At 69.1% G+C, this 14,439-nt stretch carries 14 protein-coding genes; 4 read left to right on the forward strand and 10 right to left on the reverse strand.

Features of this window, described 5'->3' with window-relative positions; translation table 11 throughout:
• The first annotated feature begins 8 nt into the window (after positions 1 to 8).
• Positions 9 to 1,013 carry a LacI family DNA-binding transcriptional regulator gene (locus ACQUSX_RS08105; RefSeq protein WP_428906433.1) on the forward strand — a complete coding sequence of 335 codons (1,005 nt, stop codon included), beginning with the start codon at positions 9 to 11 and terminating at the stop codon, positions 1,011 to 1,013.
• A gap of 17 nt (positions 1,014 to 1,030) precedes the next feature.
• Here the strand turns inward: ACQUSX_RS08105 and ACQUSX_RS08110 are convergent, their stop codons facing one another.
• The gene (locus tag ACQUSX_RS08110) at positions 1,031 to 2,233 is read right to left on the reverse strand and encodes an MFS transporter (protein WP_428906434.1); all 1,203 of its coding nucleotides are present in this window, start codon (positions 2,231 to 2,233) and stop codon (positions 1,031 to 1,033) included.
• Positions 2,234 to 2,291: 58 nt separating this feature from the next.
• Here ACQUSX_RS08110 and ACQUSX_RS08115 point away from each other — a divergent pair, with 58 nt between their 5' ends.
• Complete coding sequence (locus tag ACQUSX_RS08115; protein ID WP_428906435.1) at positions 2,292 to 3,506, forward strand: amidohydrolase; 1,215 nt, start codon at positions 2,292 to 2,294, stop codon at positions 3,504 to 3,506.
• Between the two features lie 24 nt (positions 3,507 to 3,530).
• Here ACQUSX_RS08115 and ACQUSX_RS08120 read toward each other — a convergent pair whose 3' ends face one another.
• The 4 genes from ACQUSX_RS08120 to ACQUSX_RS08135 all read right to left on the reverse strand — a co-directional run bounded on the left by ACQUSX_RS08120 (position 3,531) and on the right by ACQUSX_RS08135 (position 6,721).
• Positions 3,531 to 3,818, reverse strand: coding sequence for a hypothetical protein (locus ACQUSX_RS08120; RefSeq protein ID WP_428906436.1), 288 nt, complete (start codon positions 3,816 to 3,818; stop codon positions 3,531 to 3,533).
• A gap of 64 nt (positions 3,819 to 3,882) precedes the next feature.
• Positions 3,883 to 4,551 (reverse strand): GTP pyrophosphokinase, encoded by a 669-nt coding sequence (locus ACQUSX_RS08125; protein WP_428906437.1) that lies wholly within the window; start codon positions 4,549 to 4,551, stop codon positions 3,883 to 3,885.
• 46 nt (positions 4,552 to 4,597) lie between these two features.
• Positions 4,598 to 5,503: a dioxygenase family protein gene (locus ACQUSX_RS08130; protein ID WP_428906438.1), complete on the reverse strand. Its 906-nt coding sequence runs from the start codon at positions 5,501 to 5,503 to the stop codon at positions 4,598 to 4,600.
• A 108-nt stretch (positions 5,504 to 5,611) separates the two neighbouring features.
• A complete protein-coding gene (locus ACQUSX_RS08135) occupies positions 5,612 to 6,721 on the reverse strand; it encodes a VanZ family protein (protein ID WP_428906439.1) in 1,110 nt (369 codons plus the stop codon).
• A 309-nt stretch (positions 6,722 to 7,030) separates the two neighbouring features.
• Here ACQUSX_RS08135 and ACQUSX_RS08140 point away from each other — a divergent pair, with 309 nt between their 5' ends.
• The gene (locus ACQUSX_RS08140) at positions 7,031 to 7,678 is read left to right on the forward strand and encodes a UdgX family uracil-DNA binding protein (RefSeq protein WP_428906440.1); all 648 of its coding nucleotides are present in this window, start codon (positions 7,031 to 7,033) and stop codon (positions 7,676 to 7,678) included.
• Positions 7,679 to 7,705: 27 nt separating this feature from the next.
• Here the strand turns inward: ACQUSX_RS08140 and ACQUSX_RS08145 are convergent, their stop codons facing one another.
• From ACQUSX_RS08145 to ACQUSX_RS08165, 5 genes are all read right to left on the reverse strand, one after another.
• Positions 7,706 to 9,838, reverse strand: coding sequence for a heavy metal translocating P-type ATPase (locus ACQUSX_RS08145; RefSeq protein ID WP_428906441.1), 2,133 nt, complete (start codon positions 9,836 to 9,838; stop codon positions 7,706 to 7,708).
• Positions 9,839 to 9,862: 24 nt separating this feature from the next.
• Positions 9,863 to 12,190 carry a heavy metal translocating P-type ATPase gene (locus ACQUSX_RS08150; protein WP_428906442.1) on the reverse strand — a complete coding sequence of 776 codons (2,328 nt, stop codon included), beginning with the start codon at positions 12,188 to 12,190 and terminating at the stop codon, positions 9,863 to 9,865.
• A 53-nt stretch (positions 12,191 to 12,243) separates the two neighbouring features.
• Entirely contained in the window at positions 12,244 to 12,453 is a 210-nt protein-coding gene (locus tag ACQUSX_RS08155) for a heavy-metal-associated domain-containing protein (protein WP_428906443.1), read from the reverse strand.
• Between the two features lie 114 nt (positions 12,454 to 12,567).
• The gene (locus tag ACQUSX_RS08160; protein WP_428906444.1) at positions 12,568 to 12,741 is read right to left on the reverse strand and encodes a hypothetical protein; all 174 of its coding nucleotides are present in this window, start codon (positions 12,739 to 12,741) and stop codon (positions 12,568 to 12,570) included.
• The gene (locus ACQUSX_RS08165; protein ID WP_428906445.1) at positions 12,741 to 13,595 is read right to left on the reverse strand and encodes a diguanylate cyclase; all 855 of its coding nucleotides are present in this window, start codon (positions 13,593 to 13,595) and stop codon (positions 12,741 to 12,743) included. The genes ACQUSX_RS08160 and ACQUSX_RS08165 overlap by 1 nt, the downstream gene beginning before the upstream one ends.
• A 115-nt stretch (positions 13,596 to 13,710) precedes the next feature.
• Between ACQUSX_RS08165 and ACQUSX_RS08170 the strand changes: the two genes are divergently transcribed.
• A complete protein-coding gene (locus ACQUSX_RS08170) occupies positions 13,711 to 14,427 on the forward strand; it encodes an EAL domain-containing protein (RefSeq protein ID WP_428906446.1) in 717 nt (238 codons plus the stop codon).
• The last annotated feature ends 12 nt before the right edge of the window (positions 14,428 to 14,439 follow it).

The raw sequence follows: 14,439 nt of genomic DNA on the forward strand, positions 1-14,439 counted from the left end.
CGCGTGACATGACGAGCATCGACGAGGTGGCGAAACTCGCCGGGTTGTCGACCGCGACCGTGTCACGCGCTCTCAGCGGGCGCGGGCACGTATCGCCGGCGTCCCGGGAGCGTGTGCGAGTGGCCGCCGAGAGCCTCGGATACGTCGTCTCGTCGCGGGCGTCGAGCCTGGCGTCAGGGCGCACCCAGAACGTCGGCGTGGTCGTGCCGTTCCTCGACCGCTGGTTCTTCAGCACAGTGCTGTCGGGGGCGTCGAGCGCGCTGATGCGCGCCGGGTACGACATCACCCTCTACAACATCACGTCCGATGCCGACGTGCGGCGCGAAGTGTTCTCGACCTTCCTCCGGCGTCAGCGGGTGGACGCCGTCATCGCGGTCGCCATCGAACTCGACGACGACGAGAGCGGCCGGCTGCTCGATCTCGGTCTGCCGGTGATCGCGATCGGCGGGCCGAACCCGCGATTGCGCACTCTGACCGTCGATGACACCGCGGTCGCGCGTCTGGCCACCGAGCATCTGATCGGGCTCGGTCACCGTGACATCGCGCACATCGGCGCGAATCCCGAGTTCGACATCGACTTCCACATCCCGACCCGGCGTCGGCTCGGCTTCGAGCAGGCGCTGGCGGATGCCGGGATCGCCCCGACCGCGGCGTTCCTCGAGCCCGCGGACTTCACCGTCGACGGCGGATTCCGGGCAGCCAAGCAGCTGCTGGGGCGCCCTGGACCGCGGCCGACCGCGATCTTCGCGGCATCCGACGAGATGGCGATCGGTGCGATCCTCGCCGCCCGCGACCTCGGGTTCCGGGTGCCGCAGGATCTCTCGATCATCGGCATCGACGGGCACGAGCTGGGCGAGTTCTTCCAGCTGACGACCGTCGATCAGTTCCCACTCGGCCAGGGTGAGCGAGCCGCGTCCGCAGTGCTCGCCCAGCTGGAGGGCGGCACGGATGCCCCGGCCGGCGGCGAACTGCCGTTCGAGCTGATCGTCCGCGGCACGACCGCCCGCGCGTAGCATCCGCCGTCCCCGCGTCACGCTGCCGAGGATCGTCGCGACGCGCGCGTCGCGCGCGAGACGAGCAGGTGCAGCACCATCGTCACGGCGAGCACGACGGCGGATGCCGGCACGAGACCATCGGCCTGAACGCCGGATGCCAGCAGCGCGCCGCCCAGGATGCCGCCGAGCGCCGAGCCCAGCTGCATTCCGCTGCCGTTGAGCGCGAGCACCAGCGACATCGACTCGGGGGCGAGGTCGCCAAGGCGCGACTGCAGCGCGACGCCGGATCCGCCGTTGAACAGCGCGCAGGCGAAGAACCACGTGAACGCGGCGACCCCACCGGCAAGACCCGGGAGCATCAGGCCGAGGGTGCCGAGCAGCGCGACGGCGATGAGGATGCCGACGATGAGCGTGATCACGTGCACCGGGTTGAAGCGGTCGGTGGCGCGACCCGAGACGATGTTGCCGATCAGGCTGACGACGCCGTAGCCGAACATCGCCGCGATGATCGGCAGTCCTTCGCCGACCCGAGGCCCGAAGATCAGCGTCGCGTAGGTGAAGCACAGGTAGCTCGCGCACATGATGCCGGTAGCGACCAGGATCGCTCCGATCACCGCCGGCTGAGTGAGCGGTCGCAGAGTCGCGCGCAGCGAGAGGGCCGGCAGATGCAGCCGCGGCACGTTCACGAGGATGCCGACCAAGGCGATCGCCCCGACCGCGGTGACGAGGAACAGCGGCAGGCGCCAGTCGTCCTGGCCGATGACGAGCCCGACTGGCACGCCGAGGGCGGTCGCGGCGAGGAAGCCGCCGAGCACGAACGACAGCGCGCGACCGCGGCGCTCGGGCGCGGTCTTGGCGAGCACGTAGGCGCTGACCACCGCGCTCAGCAGCGCGCCTCCGATCGCCGAGACGATGCGTCCGGTCATGGCCATCGCGTAGTTCACGGCGAGCGCGATGACGAGGTTTCCGACCACGAAGACGGCCAGCGACACCGAGATCACCAGCTTGCGTTCCCACCGTCCGGTGAGCGCGCTGAGCACAGGTCCGGCGACTGCCGCGGTGAGCGCGAACACCGCGACCAGCTGCCCCGCGGCGGCGTTCGTGACGTCGAGATCCTCCGAGATCTGCGGGAGCAGACCCGCCAGCACATAGCCGTCGATGCCCATCGAGAAGGTCGCCAGGGCCAGCCACAGCAGGGCGCCGAATCCGGCCGGGCGCGCCTCGTCACTCGTCTTCACCGAACCATCCAACCAGACATCCGATGGCTGTTCGTTCACCGGTGACTAGGCTCTGGTCATGAGCATCGACCTCGAAGCGTTGTACATCGACCTGCACCGGCATCCCGAGCTTTCCTTTCAGGAGACCCGCACCGCCGGCATCGCCGCCGCACACCTGCGCGAGCTGGGTCTCGAGGTGCACGAGGGCGTGGGCATCACGGGTGTCATCGGGGTGCTCGCCAACGGGCAGGGCCCCACCGTCTGGCTGCGCGCCGACATGGATGCGCTTCCGGTCGCCGAGGAGACCGGTCTGCCGTACGCGTCGACGGCGACCGGCGTCGATCCCGATGGCAACACGGTCCCGGTCATGCACGCCTGCGGCCACGACATGCACGTGACGGCGATGATCGGCGCCGTCGAGCGGCTCGTCGCCGAACGCGTACGGTGGAGCGGCACCGTGGTCGTGGTGATCCAGCCCGCCGAGGAGTACGGCGCCGGCGCGAGGGCGATGCTCGACGACGGCGCACTCGCGCGCTTCCCCGCCCCCGATATCGTGCTCGGTCAGCACGTCACGCCGCTTCCGGCCGGGATGATCGGCGTGCGCCCCGGACCACAGATGTCGGCATCCGATGGCATCCAGGTCGTCATGCACGGTCGTGGCGGGCACGGATCGCGGCCGCATTCGACGATCGATCCGATCGTGATGGCCGCGGCGACCATCATGCGCTTGCAGACCGTCGTGTCGCGCGAGGTCGACCCGCACGACCTCGCCGTGGTGACCGTCGGCGCGATCCACGCGGGCACGAAGAACAACATCATTCCCGCGGATGCCACGATGCAGCTCAGCCTGCGATATCCCGATGAGCAGCTCCGTGAGAAGGTGCTGGAGCGGGTGGAGCGCGTGATCAGGGCCGAGGCGATGGCATCCGGTGCCGAGCGCGAGCCGGAGATCTCGACGCTGCACACGCTCCCTGCCACGATCAACGACGCGGATGCCACGGCGCGCGTCACCGCGGCGTTCTCATCCGCGTTCGGTGCGCAGTCGGTGGTCGATCCCGGACTGTTCACCGGCAGCGAGGACGTGTCGTGGTTCGCGCGGGATGCCGGTGTGCCGCTGGTGTTCTGGTTCTGGGGCGGGGTCGACCCGATCGTCTTCGCCGAGGCGACGGCGAACGGGACGCTCGACAGCAGCATCCCGACGAACCATTCCCCGTTCTACGCTCCGGTCATGCATCCGACGATCGAGACGGGCGTGACGGCTCTGGTGACCGCAGCGCGCGAATTCCTCGCTTAGCAGGCCTCTGCGCCCGCGGGCTCGTCAGAGCGGGCGGGCGGTGATCGACTCGCGCGGATTGTTGCGGCGGAGGGTGCGCAGGCAGCGCGAGCACAGGATCTCGACGATGCGCGGATGCTGTTCGCCGCAGGTGCAGTCGGTGCTCACCCGCCAGCGGGCGCGGCGGCCGCAGGCGATGTACTCGGTCTCGGTGCCGTGGTCGCATTCGCAGCGAGGCGCGTGGTGGTCGTCCAGCGAGGGCAGCTCGCTGAGACCGACGGTCGTGTCGATCTCAGCGGCGGATTCGGTCTCGGTGGGCGTTGCGTGCATCATCGGTATTTTCGCATCCTCGGGCGTGCTGCGCGGCCGCACATGCCGTCAGGCCCGCGTCGGTCTCTCAGGCCTCGATCACCCGCTGGTTCACCTCGTGGGCTTCGCGGTGCAGGCGCTCCATGCGGTCGTCGAGCTCGCCGGCGGCATCCGCGGCATCCGTCAGGCTCTGCACGAGGTGATCCGGCACCCGCCCCGAGAACTTGTAGTGGATCTTGTGCTCGAGGCTGGCCCAGAAGTCCATTGCGATCGTGCGGAACTGCACTTCGACCGGCACCGTGACCGTGCCCGTCGACAGGAACACCGGCACCTCGACGATCGCGTGCAGGCTCCGGTAGCCGTTGGGCTTGGGGTTCGCGATGTAGTCCTTCACGATGCGGACGGTCACGTCGTCCTGCGCGGTGAGAAGGCCGAACAGTCGGTAGACGTCGCTGACGAAGCTGCATGTGACGCGGACGCCGGCGATGTCGGTGATCTCACGACGGATGCTGTCGAAGTCGGCGTCGATGTCACGACGGGCAACCTTCTCGACGATGCTGTCCGGCGACTTCAGCCTGCTCTTGACGTGCTCGATCGGGTTGTAGGCGTGCAGGTGCGTGAACTCGTCCTGCAGGATCGAGATCTTCGTCTCGATCTCGCGCATCCCGAACTCGTACTCGCGCAGGAAGCGCTGGAACTCGTCGCGCAGCTGCCTCGCCTCCGCGATCGCCTCATCATCGACGGGGAGCGTTGTCATGCTTCGACGGTACGCGGATGGGTTCGGAATCGGCTGGGTAGTTCGCTCACACTGCGATCGAGAGCGCCGCGGTGAATCCGTCCCGGACGCTTCCCGACATGGTCGCGACCTGCAGCACCCCGCCGTCGTCGCCGAACACGTTGTCGCCGCTGAGCGTGACCTGCGAGGCGTTTCGGACGCTGCTCTCGTACCCCGCTGTCGCGTAGACCTTCGCGTTCACCTCTTCGGGCAGCGCTATCTGCGAGGTCTTCACGATCGGGCCCGTCGCGACCGCCGTCTCGACGTCCTCGTACGCCTCGAAATGGATGTGCGGCCAGCGTCCCGAATAGCACGCCGGATAGATGGAGGTGAAGCGCACCGTGCCGGTGTCGTCGGTGGCCTGCACGCCGCGCAGGTAGTTCTCGTCCTTGGCGGCATCCGAGTACAGCGAATAGTCGCCCGAGCGGTCACAGTGCCAGAGGTAGACGCCCGCCCCGACCAGAGCGGCCCCTGCCGCGGCATCCCGCACGGTGAGCACGATCTCAAGCGGGACTCCCTCGGCGGTCGTCGACGACGAACCGAAGCTCGAGCGGATGTCGCTGCGCACGATGCCGGAGTCGTCGAGGACGTTCACGCCGTTCGATCCGTCGGCCGGGTACGGTCCCGCGGTCTCGTTCGGCACCTCACCCTCGAGAAGATCGCTGTTGTCCTGCTCCGACGGTGCTCCCCCGGGTCCGCCGGGCGCACCCTCGGGTCCGCCCTCGGGTGGCGCCGGGCGGTCGGTTGCGGATGTGTCGGATGCCGCGATGGGCGCGCACGCGGCGAGCAGCGTCGTCGCAGCGAGCCCGCCGAAGATCCCGAGCACACGCCGACGATCGATCAGCGTGCGGATGTCGTAGACGAGGCCGCGATGGTCCTCGTCGATCTCCTGTCCGTTCGCATCAAGCCAGCGAGGGTCAGTTCCGGTGCTCATGAGTCGTCCTTCCGCGGGCTCGACGGCCCATGTTCACACTTCAGCCGTCGCCACTGGGGACACCGTAGGCGTCGGCCGCAGGAACCGTATGCGAATCCTCTGGAACGGTTATGAGGCTGGCTGCCGGCGCGCGTCGGCGCGCTGCTCGCGCGCGTCGGTGAGCTGCTGACCCGAGAGGATGCCCGGGAGGCCGCGTCCCTGGCGTGTGAAGACGAACAGCACGCAGGCGAGGAGCAGCAGCAGGCCGGAGGCGAATCCGAACGGCTGCGGCAGCAGACCGAAGGCCGTCAGTGCGGCGACACCGCCCGCCCAGCGCAGCAGCCGGGCGACGAATTCCGGCAGCCGTGATCCGCGGTAGCGCAGCTGCACCGAGAAGTCGCCGATCGACTGTCCAGTGGCCAAGGTGAACAGCAGCCAGAGGGCCGCCGCGCAGGCGGTGCCGACGAACCCGGCGAGCTCGCCCTCGACCATCAGCGCCCGGTCATCGAGCACGTAGCCGACATACAGCTGCGTGGCGATCGAGATGGTCCATGCCAGCAGTGAGAACCCGATGCCGTCGCACAGCATCGCCAGCGCGCGGCGGCCGCGGGTCACCGGACGCGGCCGACCCGCGTCGGGTGCGACGGCGAGACCGCGATGCGCCCGGGGGACGACGAGGGCGAGGATGCTGCCAAGCAGCGCCCCCGTGGTGTTGGTGATCAGATCACCGACATCGAAGAACCGGTATGCGCACGGGTAGATGCCCCACACTCCGGTGAGCTGGGTGGTCTCGATGAACAGCGACAGGCCGAATCCCACCAGCAGCGCGGCGATGATGCCGCGTCCGCCGAGCACCCTAAGGAAGAAGCCGAGCGGCACGAAGAGCAGCACGTTGAATGCCAGCTGCAGCACCGCCGGGTTCGTCAGCGTTCGGCCGGGCGCCGCGATCGCCTTGCGCACATCGCGCACCATATCGAGCGGATCGGTGATCATGCCTACGCAGCGGATGGCGTCCGGATCGGGCAGCGGCAGCAGCGTGTAGGTCCAGATCGCCCAGAAGTACACCAGCGCGGCGAACCACAGCAGCATCCGTCCCAGGCTCAGCCTTCCGCGGCGACGGTAACTGAGTGCGACGAACGGCACGAACAGTCCGATACCGACGATGACGCCGATGCCGATGGCTATCGCCGCCAGAACTGCCTGCTCCTCCACGAGGATGAGTCTATTGACGGTGCGCATTGCGCTATTCGCCATCGGGCGCCCGCAGATGGACGTCGTGGCGATCCTGATGATCCTGGCGCTTCCGCTCAGCGGCATGCTCATCCTGATCGCCACGACACCGAACCTGGTGATCGATGCCGAGCTGCAGCCTGATCACCGACTACCGTGTCGACGTGCGCACGCATCGCTCCAGTGTCGGCGCCCACTCACTGCTCATCGGCACCTCCCTGGCGCATCCGTTCGCTTCGACCACCCGCGCTGGTCTAGCCCGTTGATCCGGCTCGACTCGTGGGGTAGACCGGCAATCCCCAGAGAATGGAGCAGGTCATGGTCCACCCCATCGAGCAGCGACCGGGTGCGCAGCAGTGGGTGCCGGAGCGCGGCGGGTTGCGCGCACTGCGCACCGCCGTCGCCGACTGCCGCGGGTGTGAGCTCTGGCAGGACGCGACGCAGGCGGTGTTCTCGGAGGGTCGGTCGGATGCACGGATGATGCTCGTCGGCGAGCAGCCTGGCGATCGGGAGGACATCGCCGGCGAGCCCTTCATCGGCCCGGCGGGACGCCGGCTCGACGACGCGCTGGAGGCGGCCGGGCTCGACCGGAACCGCCTCTACCTGACGAACGCCGTCAAGCACTTCCGGTTCGAGCGCCGCGGTCCCCGGCGCATCCACGACAAGCCCGCCGTCGGGCACATCGATGCCTGCCGGCCCTGGCTCGCCGCTGAGATCGCGGCCGTGGCACCGGAGGTCATCGTGGCGATGGGCACGACCGCCGCGCGCTCCGTGCTCGGCCGGAACGTGCGCATCGGCGAGGCGCGCGGCACCGTGCTCGAGTCGTCTGACGCTTCCGCCACGCCCACCGTCGTCACCGCGCACCCGTCGAGTCTGCTGCGGATTCCTGACCACGCTGCTCGCGAGACCGCATTCCGCGCGTTCGTGGACGATCTTCGGCTCGCCGCCGAGGTGACCGCCGAGTGATCGCCTCGCTCGAAGGGCTGTCGCGGGTCACCGCTCGATCAGGGAATCCGGACGCAGGTCGAGGCGGCGCAGCGCCTGGGCGTTGAGCGCGACGACGATGGTCGACAGCGACATGAGGATCGCACCCACCGACATCGGCAGCACGAACCCGATCGGCGCGAGAACGCCGGCGGCCAAGGGCACCGAGATCAGGTTGTAGCCGGCGGCCCACCACAGGTTCTGCGTCATCTTGCGGTAGCTCGCGTGCGAGAGCTCGATCACCGAGATGACCGAGCGCGGGTCGTCAGATGCCAAGATGACGCCGGCCGACGCGATCGCCACATCGGTGCCGGCGCCGATCGCGATGCCGACGTCGGCCTGCGCGAGCGCGGGAGCGTCGTTCACGCCGTCGCCGACCATCGCGACCTTCTTGCCCTCCCGCTGCAGCTCGGCGACCTTCGCCGCCTTGTCTTCTGGACGCACTCCCGCGAAGACGCGGTCGATGCCCAGATCCTTCGCCACCGCGTGCGCGACGGCCTCGGCATCCCCGGTGATCATCACCACCTCGACACCGCGCGCGTGCAGCGCATCGACCGCCTCGCGCGACTCCACCCGGATCTCGTCCGCCAGCTTCAGCCCGCCGATCACCTCGCCGTCGCGCGCGACGTGCAGGATGATCGCCCCCTCGGTGCGCCAGCTTTCGGCATCCGACACCTCGTCCGCACCGATCTCGGTGAGCAGATGCGGACCGCCCACGCGGATCTCGCTGCCGTCGACAGTGGCGGTCACGCCGACCGCCGGTGACGAGCTGAAGCCCGTCGCCTTCGCGGGCGCAAGGGCACGGTCGGAGGCCGCGCGCATGATCGCCCTGGCCAGCGGATGCTCGCTGTCGGCCTCCGCAGCCGCGGCGAGCGCGAGCACCTCATCGGCGTCCCAGCCGTCGGCCGGGGCGATCGAGATGACGGTCGGCTCGCCCCTGGTGAGCGTGCCGGTCTTGTCGAACAGCACCGTGTCGATGCTGCGCATGCTCTCGAGTGCCAAGCGGTCCTTCACCAGGACGCCCGCGCGGGCGGCGCGCTCGGTCGCGATCGAGACGACGAGCGGGATCGCCAGGCCCAGCGCGTGCGGGCAGGCGATGACGAGCACGGTGATGGTGCGCACCACCGCGGCATCCGGGTTGCCGACGACGCTCCACACGATCGCGGTGATCGCCGCGGCGCCGAGCGCGAACCAGAACAGCCAGGCGGCGGCGCGGTCGGCCAGGCGTTGCGCGTGCGAGCTCGACGACTGCGCGTCGGCGACGAGCTTTCGGATGCCCGCGATCGCGGTGTCATCGCCGATGGCATCCACCTCGACCCGCAGGCCCGAGTCGGTGGCGACGGTGCCGGCGGTGACCCGGTCGCCGACGCCGCGACCGACGGTGCGCGATTCACCGGTGAGCATGGACTCGTCCATGCTGGCGCGGCCGTCGATGATCACGCCGTCGGCGGGCACGCTGCCACCGGGGCGGACAATCACCACGTCGCCGACCTGCAGCTCGGCCGGATCGACCTTCGTGATCTCGTCGCCGTCGACGCGCTCGGCCTCGTCGGGCAGGAGCGCCGCGAGCGAGTCGAGCGCCGAGGTGGTCTGGGCGAGCGAGCGCATCTCGATCCAGTGGCCGAGCAGCATGATCACGATCAGCAGCGCGAGCTCCCACCAGAACTCGAGCTCGTGATGCAGGATGCCCAGGCTCGCACCCCAGGAGGCGAGGAAGGCGACGGTGATCGCCAGGACGATGAGCAGCATCATCCCGGGCTTGCGCGCTTTGAGCTCACTGACGGCGCCGGTGAGGAACGGGCGCCCGCCCCACACGTACATCACGGTGCCGAGCACGGGCGCGATCCACATCGCGCCGGGGAAGTCCGGGATCTCGTAGCCGAGCAGCATGGCGAACATGCCGCTGAACGCGATGACGGGGATCGCGATCAGCAGGTTGATCCAGAACAGCCGCCGGAACTGCCCGACGTGGTCGCCGTGACCGGCGTGGCCGGCGTGGTCGTGTGAGCCGTGCGCGCCGTGCTGGTGCTCGCCCGAAACCGAGGAGTCCGCACGAAGTGCAGGGTCTTCTGGGCCAGGGGCTCCTTCGTTTCGTGCGATCTCCGGCGTTTCGTGCGCGTGGTGTGCGTGCGGATCGGCCATGACACTCCTCCGTCTACTTGTTCCTCACTTGAAGCGGCGCAGCCGCAGGCTGTTACCCACGACGAAGACGCTCGAGAAGGCCATCGCGGCTCCGGCGAGCATCGGGTTGAGCAGTCCGAGGGCCGCCAGCGGGATCGCCGCGGTGTTGTACGCGAACGCCCAGAACAGGTTGCCCTTGATGGTGCTGAGCGTGCGGCGCGAGAGGCGGATGGCGTCGGATGCCGCACGCAGGTCGCCGCGGACGAGAGTGATGTCGGATGCCTCGATCGCAGCATCCGTTCCCGTCCCCATCGCCATGCCGAGGTCGGCCTGGGCGAGCGCCGGTGCGTCATTCACCCCGTCGCCGACCATCGCGACCACTCTGCCCTCGGTCTGCAGGCGCGAGACGACGCCGGCCTTGTCGGCGGGCAGCACCTCGGCGATGACCTCGTCGATGCCGACCAGAGCGGCGATGTGCTGGGCAGCCGACCGGTTGTCGCCGGTCAGCAGCACCGGCGTCAGCCCGAGCGCCCTCAGGGATGCCACTGCCTCGGCACTGGTGCTCTTCACGCGGTCGGCGACGACGATCATGCCGCGCGCCTCGCCGTCCCAGCCGACGAGCACGACGGTCTGACCGGATGCCTCGGCCGAGGCCTTGGCGTCGAGCAGCGCCTGGGACGGGTGGATCGCCCAGTCCTCCAGCAGCGACGCTCGGCCGACCACGACCGCGCGCCCTTCGACGACACCGGTCACGCCTCGCCCCTCGACGTTCTGGAACGACTCGACAGCCCCGCCCCTCCACGAGGGGTCAGTATCTGCGGCATCGGGCCCGCGCGAGGCGACATTTTCTGACCCCTCGTGGGGGTGGAGGGCGGCTTTCGCGATGGCGCGGGCGATCGGATGCTCACTGGCGTCCTCGATCGCGCCGGCGATGCGCAGCAGGTCACGGGCATCCGTCCCCGCCTCGGGCACCACCTCGACGACGCTCATGCGCCCCTCGGTGACGGTGCCCGTCTTGTCGAGCACGACGGTGTCGACGCGGCGGGTCGACTCGAGGATCTCCGGGCCCTTGATCAGGATGCCGCGCTGCGCGCCGCGTCCCGTGCCGACCAGCAGAGCAGTGGGCGTCGCGAGCCCCAGCGCGCACGGGCAGGCGATGATGAGCACCGCGACGGCGGCGGTGAAGGCGGCGGATGCCGGGAAGCCGAGCACCAGCCAGGTGCCGAGGGTCAGCACGGCGACGACGAGCACGATCGGCACGAAGATGCCCGAGACCCGGTCGGCGAGACGCTGCACCTCAGCCTTTCCGGTCTGCGCCTGCTCGACGAGCTTCGCCATCTGCGCCAGCTGCGTGTCGGCGCCGACCCTGGTGGCGCGCACGATCAGACGTCCGCCCTCGTTGATCGTGGCCCCCGTCACACCGTCGCCCTCGACCACGTCGACGGGCAGCGATTCCCCGGTGATCATCGACTGATCGATCGCCGATGCGCCCGAGACGATGACGCCGTCGGTCGCGATCTTCTCGCCCGGCCGCACGATGAACTCGTCGCCGACGCGCAGGTCTGCGATCGGGATGCTGACCTCAGCACCCGCGCGCAACACAGACACTTCCTTCGCACCGAGCTCGAGCAGAGCGCGCAGCGCGGTGCCGGCGGCGCGCTTGGCGCGCTTCTCGAAGTATCGTCCGGCGAGGATGAACATGGTCACCCCGGCGGCGACCTCGAGGTAGATGTTGGCGGCCCCGTCGGACGGCTCGATGGCGAAGCTGAACCCGTGCGTCATGCCCGGCATGCCGGCCGTGCCGAAGAACAGCGCGTACAGCGACCACAGGAAGGCGGCGCCGGTCCCCAGACTCACCAGGGTGTCCATGGTGGCCGCTCCGTGGCGCAGGTTGACCCACGCGGCGCGGTGGAACGGCCAGGCGCCCCACACGACGACGGGCGCGGCGAGGGCCAGAGACAGCCACTGCCAGTAAGTGAACTGCAGCGGCGGGACCATCGCCATCAGGATGACCGGCACCGAGAGCACGATCGAACCGATCAGCCGATGGCGCAGCGAGCGGAGCTCGGGGTCGTCACTTCGACTCGCTGGCGCTCGCTCAGCACGGGCGGCAGGCTCCACGTTCTCGGCGCCGGTCGCGGCAGCGGGCGGCGCCGGCAGCTTCGCCGTGTAACCGGCGTTCTCGATCTCGGTGATCAGCACGCTGGTGTCGAGGTCGCCGTCCACGGCGATCTGCGCCTTCTCGGTCGCGTAGTTGACCGTGGCTGTCACGCCGTCGAGCTTGTTGAGCTTCTTCTCGATGCGCATCGCGCACGAGGCGCAGGTCATTCCGCCGATCTCGAGATCGACATTCGACAGCGCTGCGGTGGTCATGATGCTCCTCGGGCGAAAAGGTGGAACAGCGTCGCTGGGTCAGGGACCGGCGGTCAGGCGGGAACCGCCTGGTAGCCCGCTTCGTCGACGGCAGCGATCACGGCGGCGGCATCGACGGGGCTCTCGGAGGCGACGACGAGGCGGCCGCTCTGGTGGCTGACCTCGATGCTGTCGACTCCGGCGATCTTGGCGACCTCCTCGCGCACGGACATCTCGCAGTGACCGCAGGTCATCCCGGTCACCTGGAACTCGGTGGTGGTCATATCGCTTCCTCCCGTCAGGTACCCCCCTGGGGTACGTGCACCACAGTACTACAACATACCCCCCTGGGGTATTCCCGAAGCAATAGCGGAAATCGCGATGCGGTGGTGGACGGGTCAGCTGCTTCGCTTGTCGCGGTACATCTCGGCGTCCGCACGACGCAGCGCGACCTCCACGGCCTCGCCGGGGAGCATCTCGGTGACGCCCCACGACCACGGGTGGCTGGCGAGGAGCCGCATCCGCCGCAGCATCCCCTCGGCGTCCTTGGCGGACGTGCGCGGCAGAAGCATCACGAACTCGTCGCCGCCGAGGCGGCGACCGCGTCGCTCTGGCGTGACAGCGCTGTCCACTGCGCGACGAGACTCTTCAGCACCGCATCGCCGGCCTCGTGCCCCTCGCCGTCGTTGACGGCCTTGAAGTCGTCGAGGTCGAGCACGGCGACAGACAGCGGATGCCCGGTGCGGCGCGCACGACGCGCCTCCTCCGCCGCATGCCGGATCAGTCCCCGACGGTTGAGCGCACCTGTCAGCGGATCGGTCTGCCCTTCGCGCAGCATCCGATGCCGCACGAAGAACCCGATCTCAAGACACAGCCAGGTGAGCAGCGCCACCCCGAGCACGTTGGTGATGCCGAACATGCCCGCCGTCGCGTCGCCCGGAACCGCCGTGCCGCCGAACGGGCCGAGCAGCATGGCGGTGCACACCGCCACGAGGATCACGAACTCCAGCGCGCGACCGATCCTCGGTCCGTAGAACCAGGCGAGGTAGACCGCCATGACGGTCATCTCCTGGATGCTCGCCACTGCGTTCTGGCGCTCGTCCGAGAAGCCCAGGTAGTAGACCGAGACGGCGGCGTGCAGCAGGACGAAGAGCAGCCCGAACCATCGGGGCAGTTTCACGCCGGCGAACAGCACGGCAACCGCCGTCGCGATGCCTGCGAGAGCCAGCACGGCCGAGAGCAGCGTCTCGAACATCGAGATGTCATCCTCGAGGAGTTCGAGAAGCAGCACCGCGACGAAGAAGAGGCACAGCACGACGGTCATCACCGAATACGTCGAGCTTCGTTTGCGGGCGCGCTGAATCCACCCGGTTCGCAGCCACGAGAGCCCCTCAGCATCCGCGGCGCGAGTTCGCTGGTCGACCACCCGAATTCCCCTTCCGCGGTCTACGGAACCGATCCCGCCGGGGACAGGCTATCGCGTCCGCGATGAGACTCGGCGATACACTGAGACTCCTTTTCCCCGAGGATCGAAGAGACCGATGACGCAGCCTGTCGGCGCCACTGCGCACTTCCAACCCGTCGTCGACCTGCGACGGATGCGGGTCGTCGGCTTCGAGGCCCTCGCACGCTTCGATGACGGCGTCTCACCGCTGGAGCACCTGCGCGCCGCTGAGCTGGCCGGAAACCGCGAGCAACTGGAGCTGCAGCTCATCGAGGCCGCCGTGGACGCAGCATCCGCGCTGCCGCGCTCGGCGTTCGTGACGCTGAACGTCTCGGGACGCACCATGACCGACCCCCACCTCGTCGAACTGCTGCAGCACGGTGAGCGCTCGTGGGGCCTCGAGCTGTTCGAGGGCTCCCCGCCCGAGGACTGCGTCGCCGTGCGTGAGCAGGTCGACCGGATCGGCGGGTTCCTGCTCATCGATGATGCCGGAGCTGACTTCGCCAACGAGGCGCGCATCCGCGAGCTGCGCCCCGACATCGTGAAGATCGACCGGACGCTGTTCTGGGGATCGCTCTCGGAGCCCGTCAGAGGAGGAGCCCGCATCGACAGCATCCTCGCCGCGACACAGGACGTCGGCGCGCGCTCGCTCGTCGAGGGGGTCGAAGACGACGAGCAGCTCGCGGCCGCGCATGAGCTGGGCGTCGATTACGCCCAGGGCTACCACCTCGGCCGGCCCAGCCTCGCGGCAGATGTTCCGCGTGTGCTCGCCGATCTGGAACGGCGCGTCGGAGTGGATGCTGCGGGTCTCTGACCGCCTGCTCGC

The sequence above is a fragment of the Microbacterium alcoholitolerans genome (genome assembly GCF_050408615.1).
Classification (GTDB): domain Bacteria; phylum Actinomycetota; class Actinomycetes; order Actinomycetales; family Microbacteriaceae; genus Microbacterium.

What these genes read in the sequence shown, in the direction of transcription:
- ACQUSX_RS08105 (WP_428906433.1), top strand. Translation starts at nt 9, where the DNA reads ATGACGAGCATCGACGAGGTGGCGAAACTCGCCGGGTTGTCGACCGCG.
- ACQUSX_RS08115 (WP_428906435.1), top strand. Translation starts at nt 2,292, where the DNA reads ATGAGCATCGACCTCGAAGCGTTGTACATCGACCTGCACCGGCATCCC.
- ACQUSX_RS08120 (WP_428906436.1), bottom strand. Translation starts at nt 3,818, where the DNA reads ATGATGCACGCAACGCCCACCGAGACCGAATCCGCCGCTGAGATCGAC.
- ACQUSX_RS08125 (WP_428906437.1), bottom strand. Translation starts at nt 4,551, where the DNA reads ATGACAACGCTCCCCGTCGATGATGAGGCGATCGCGGAGGCGAGGCAG.
- ACQUSX_RS08130 (WP_428906438.1), bottom strand. Translation starts at nt 5,503, where the DNA reads ATGAGCACCGGAACTGACCCTCGCTGGCTTGATGCGAACGGACAGGAG.
- ACQUSX_RS08135 (WP_428906439.1), bottom strand. Translation starts at nt 6,721, where the DNA reads ATGCGCACCGTCAATAGACTCATCCTCGTGGAGGAGCAGGCAGTTCTG.
- ACQUSX_RS08140 (WP_428906440.1), top strand. Translation starts at nt 7,031, where the DNA reads ATGGTCCACCCCATCGAGCAGCGACCGGGTGCGCAGCAGTGGGTGCCG.
- ACQUSX_RS08145 (WP_428906441.1), bottom strand. Translation starts at nt 9,838, where the DNA reads ATGGCCGATCCGCACGCACACCACGCGCACGAAACGCCGGAGATCGCA.
- ACQUSX_RS08150 (WP_428906442.1), bottom strand. Translation starts at nt 12,190, where the DNA reads ATGACCACCGCAGCGCTGTCGAATGTCGATCTCGAGATCGGCGGAATG.
- ACQUSX_RS08155 (WP_428906443.1), bottom strand. Translation starts at nt 12,453, where the DNA reads ATGACCACCACCGAGTTCCAGGTGACCGGGATGACCTGCGGTCACTGC.
- ACQUSX_RS08160 (WP_428906444.1), bottom strand. Translation starts at nt 12,741, where the DNA reads ATGCTTCTGCCGCGCACGTCCGCCAAGGACGCCGAGGGGATGCTGCGG.
- ACQUSX_RS08170 (WP_428906446.1), top strand. Translation starts at nt 13,711, where the DNA reads ATGACGCAGCCTGTCGGCGCCACTGCGCACTTCCAACCCGTCGTCGAC.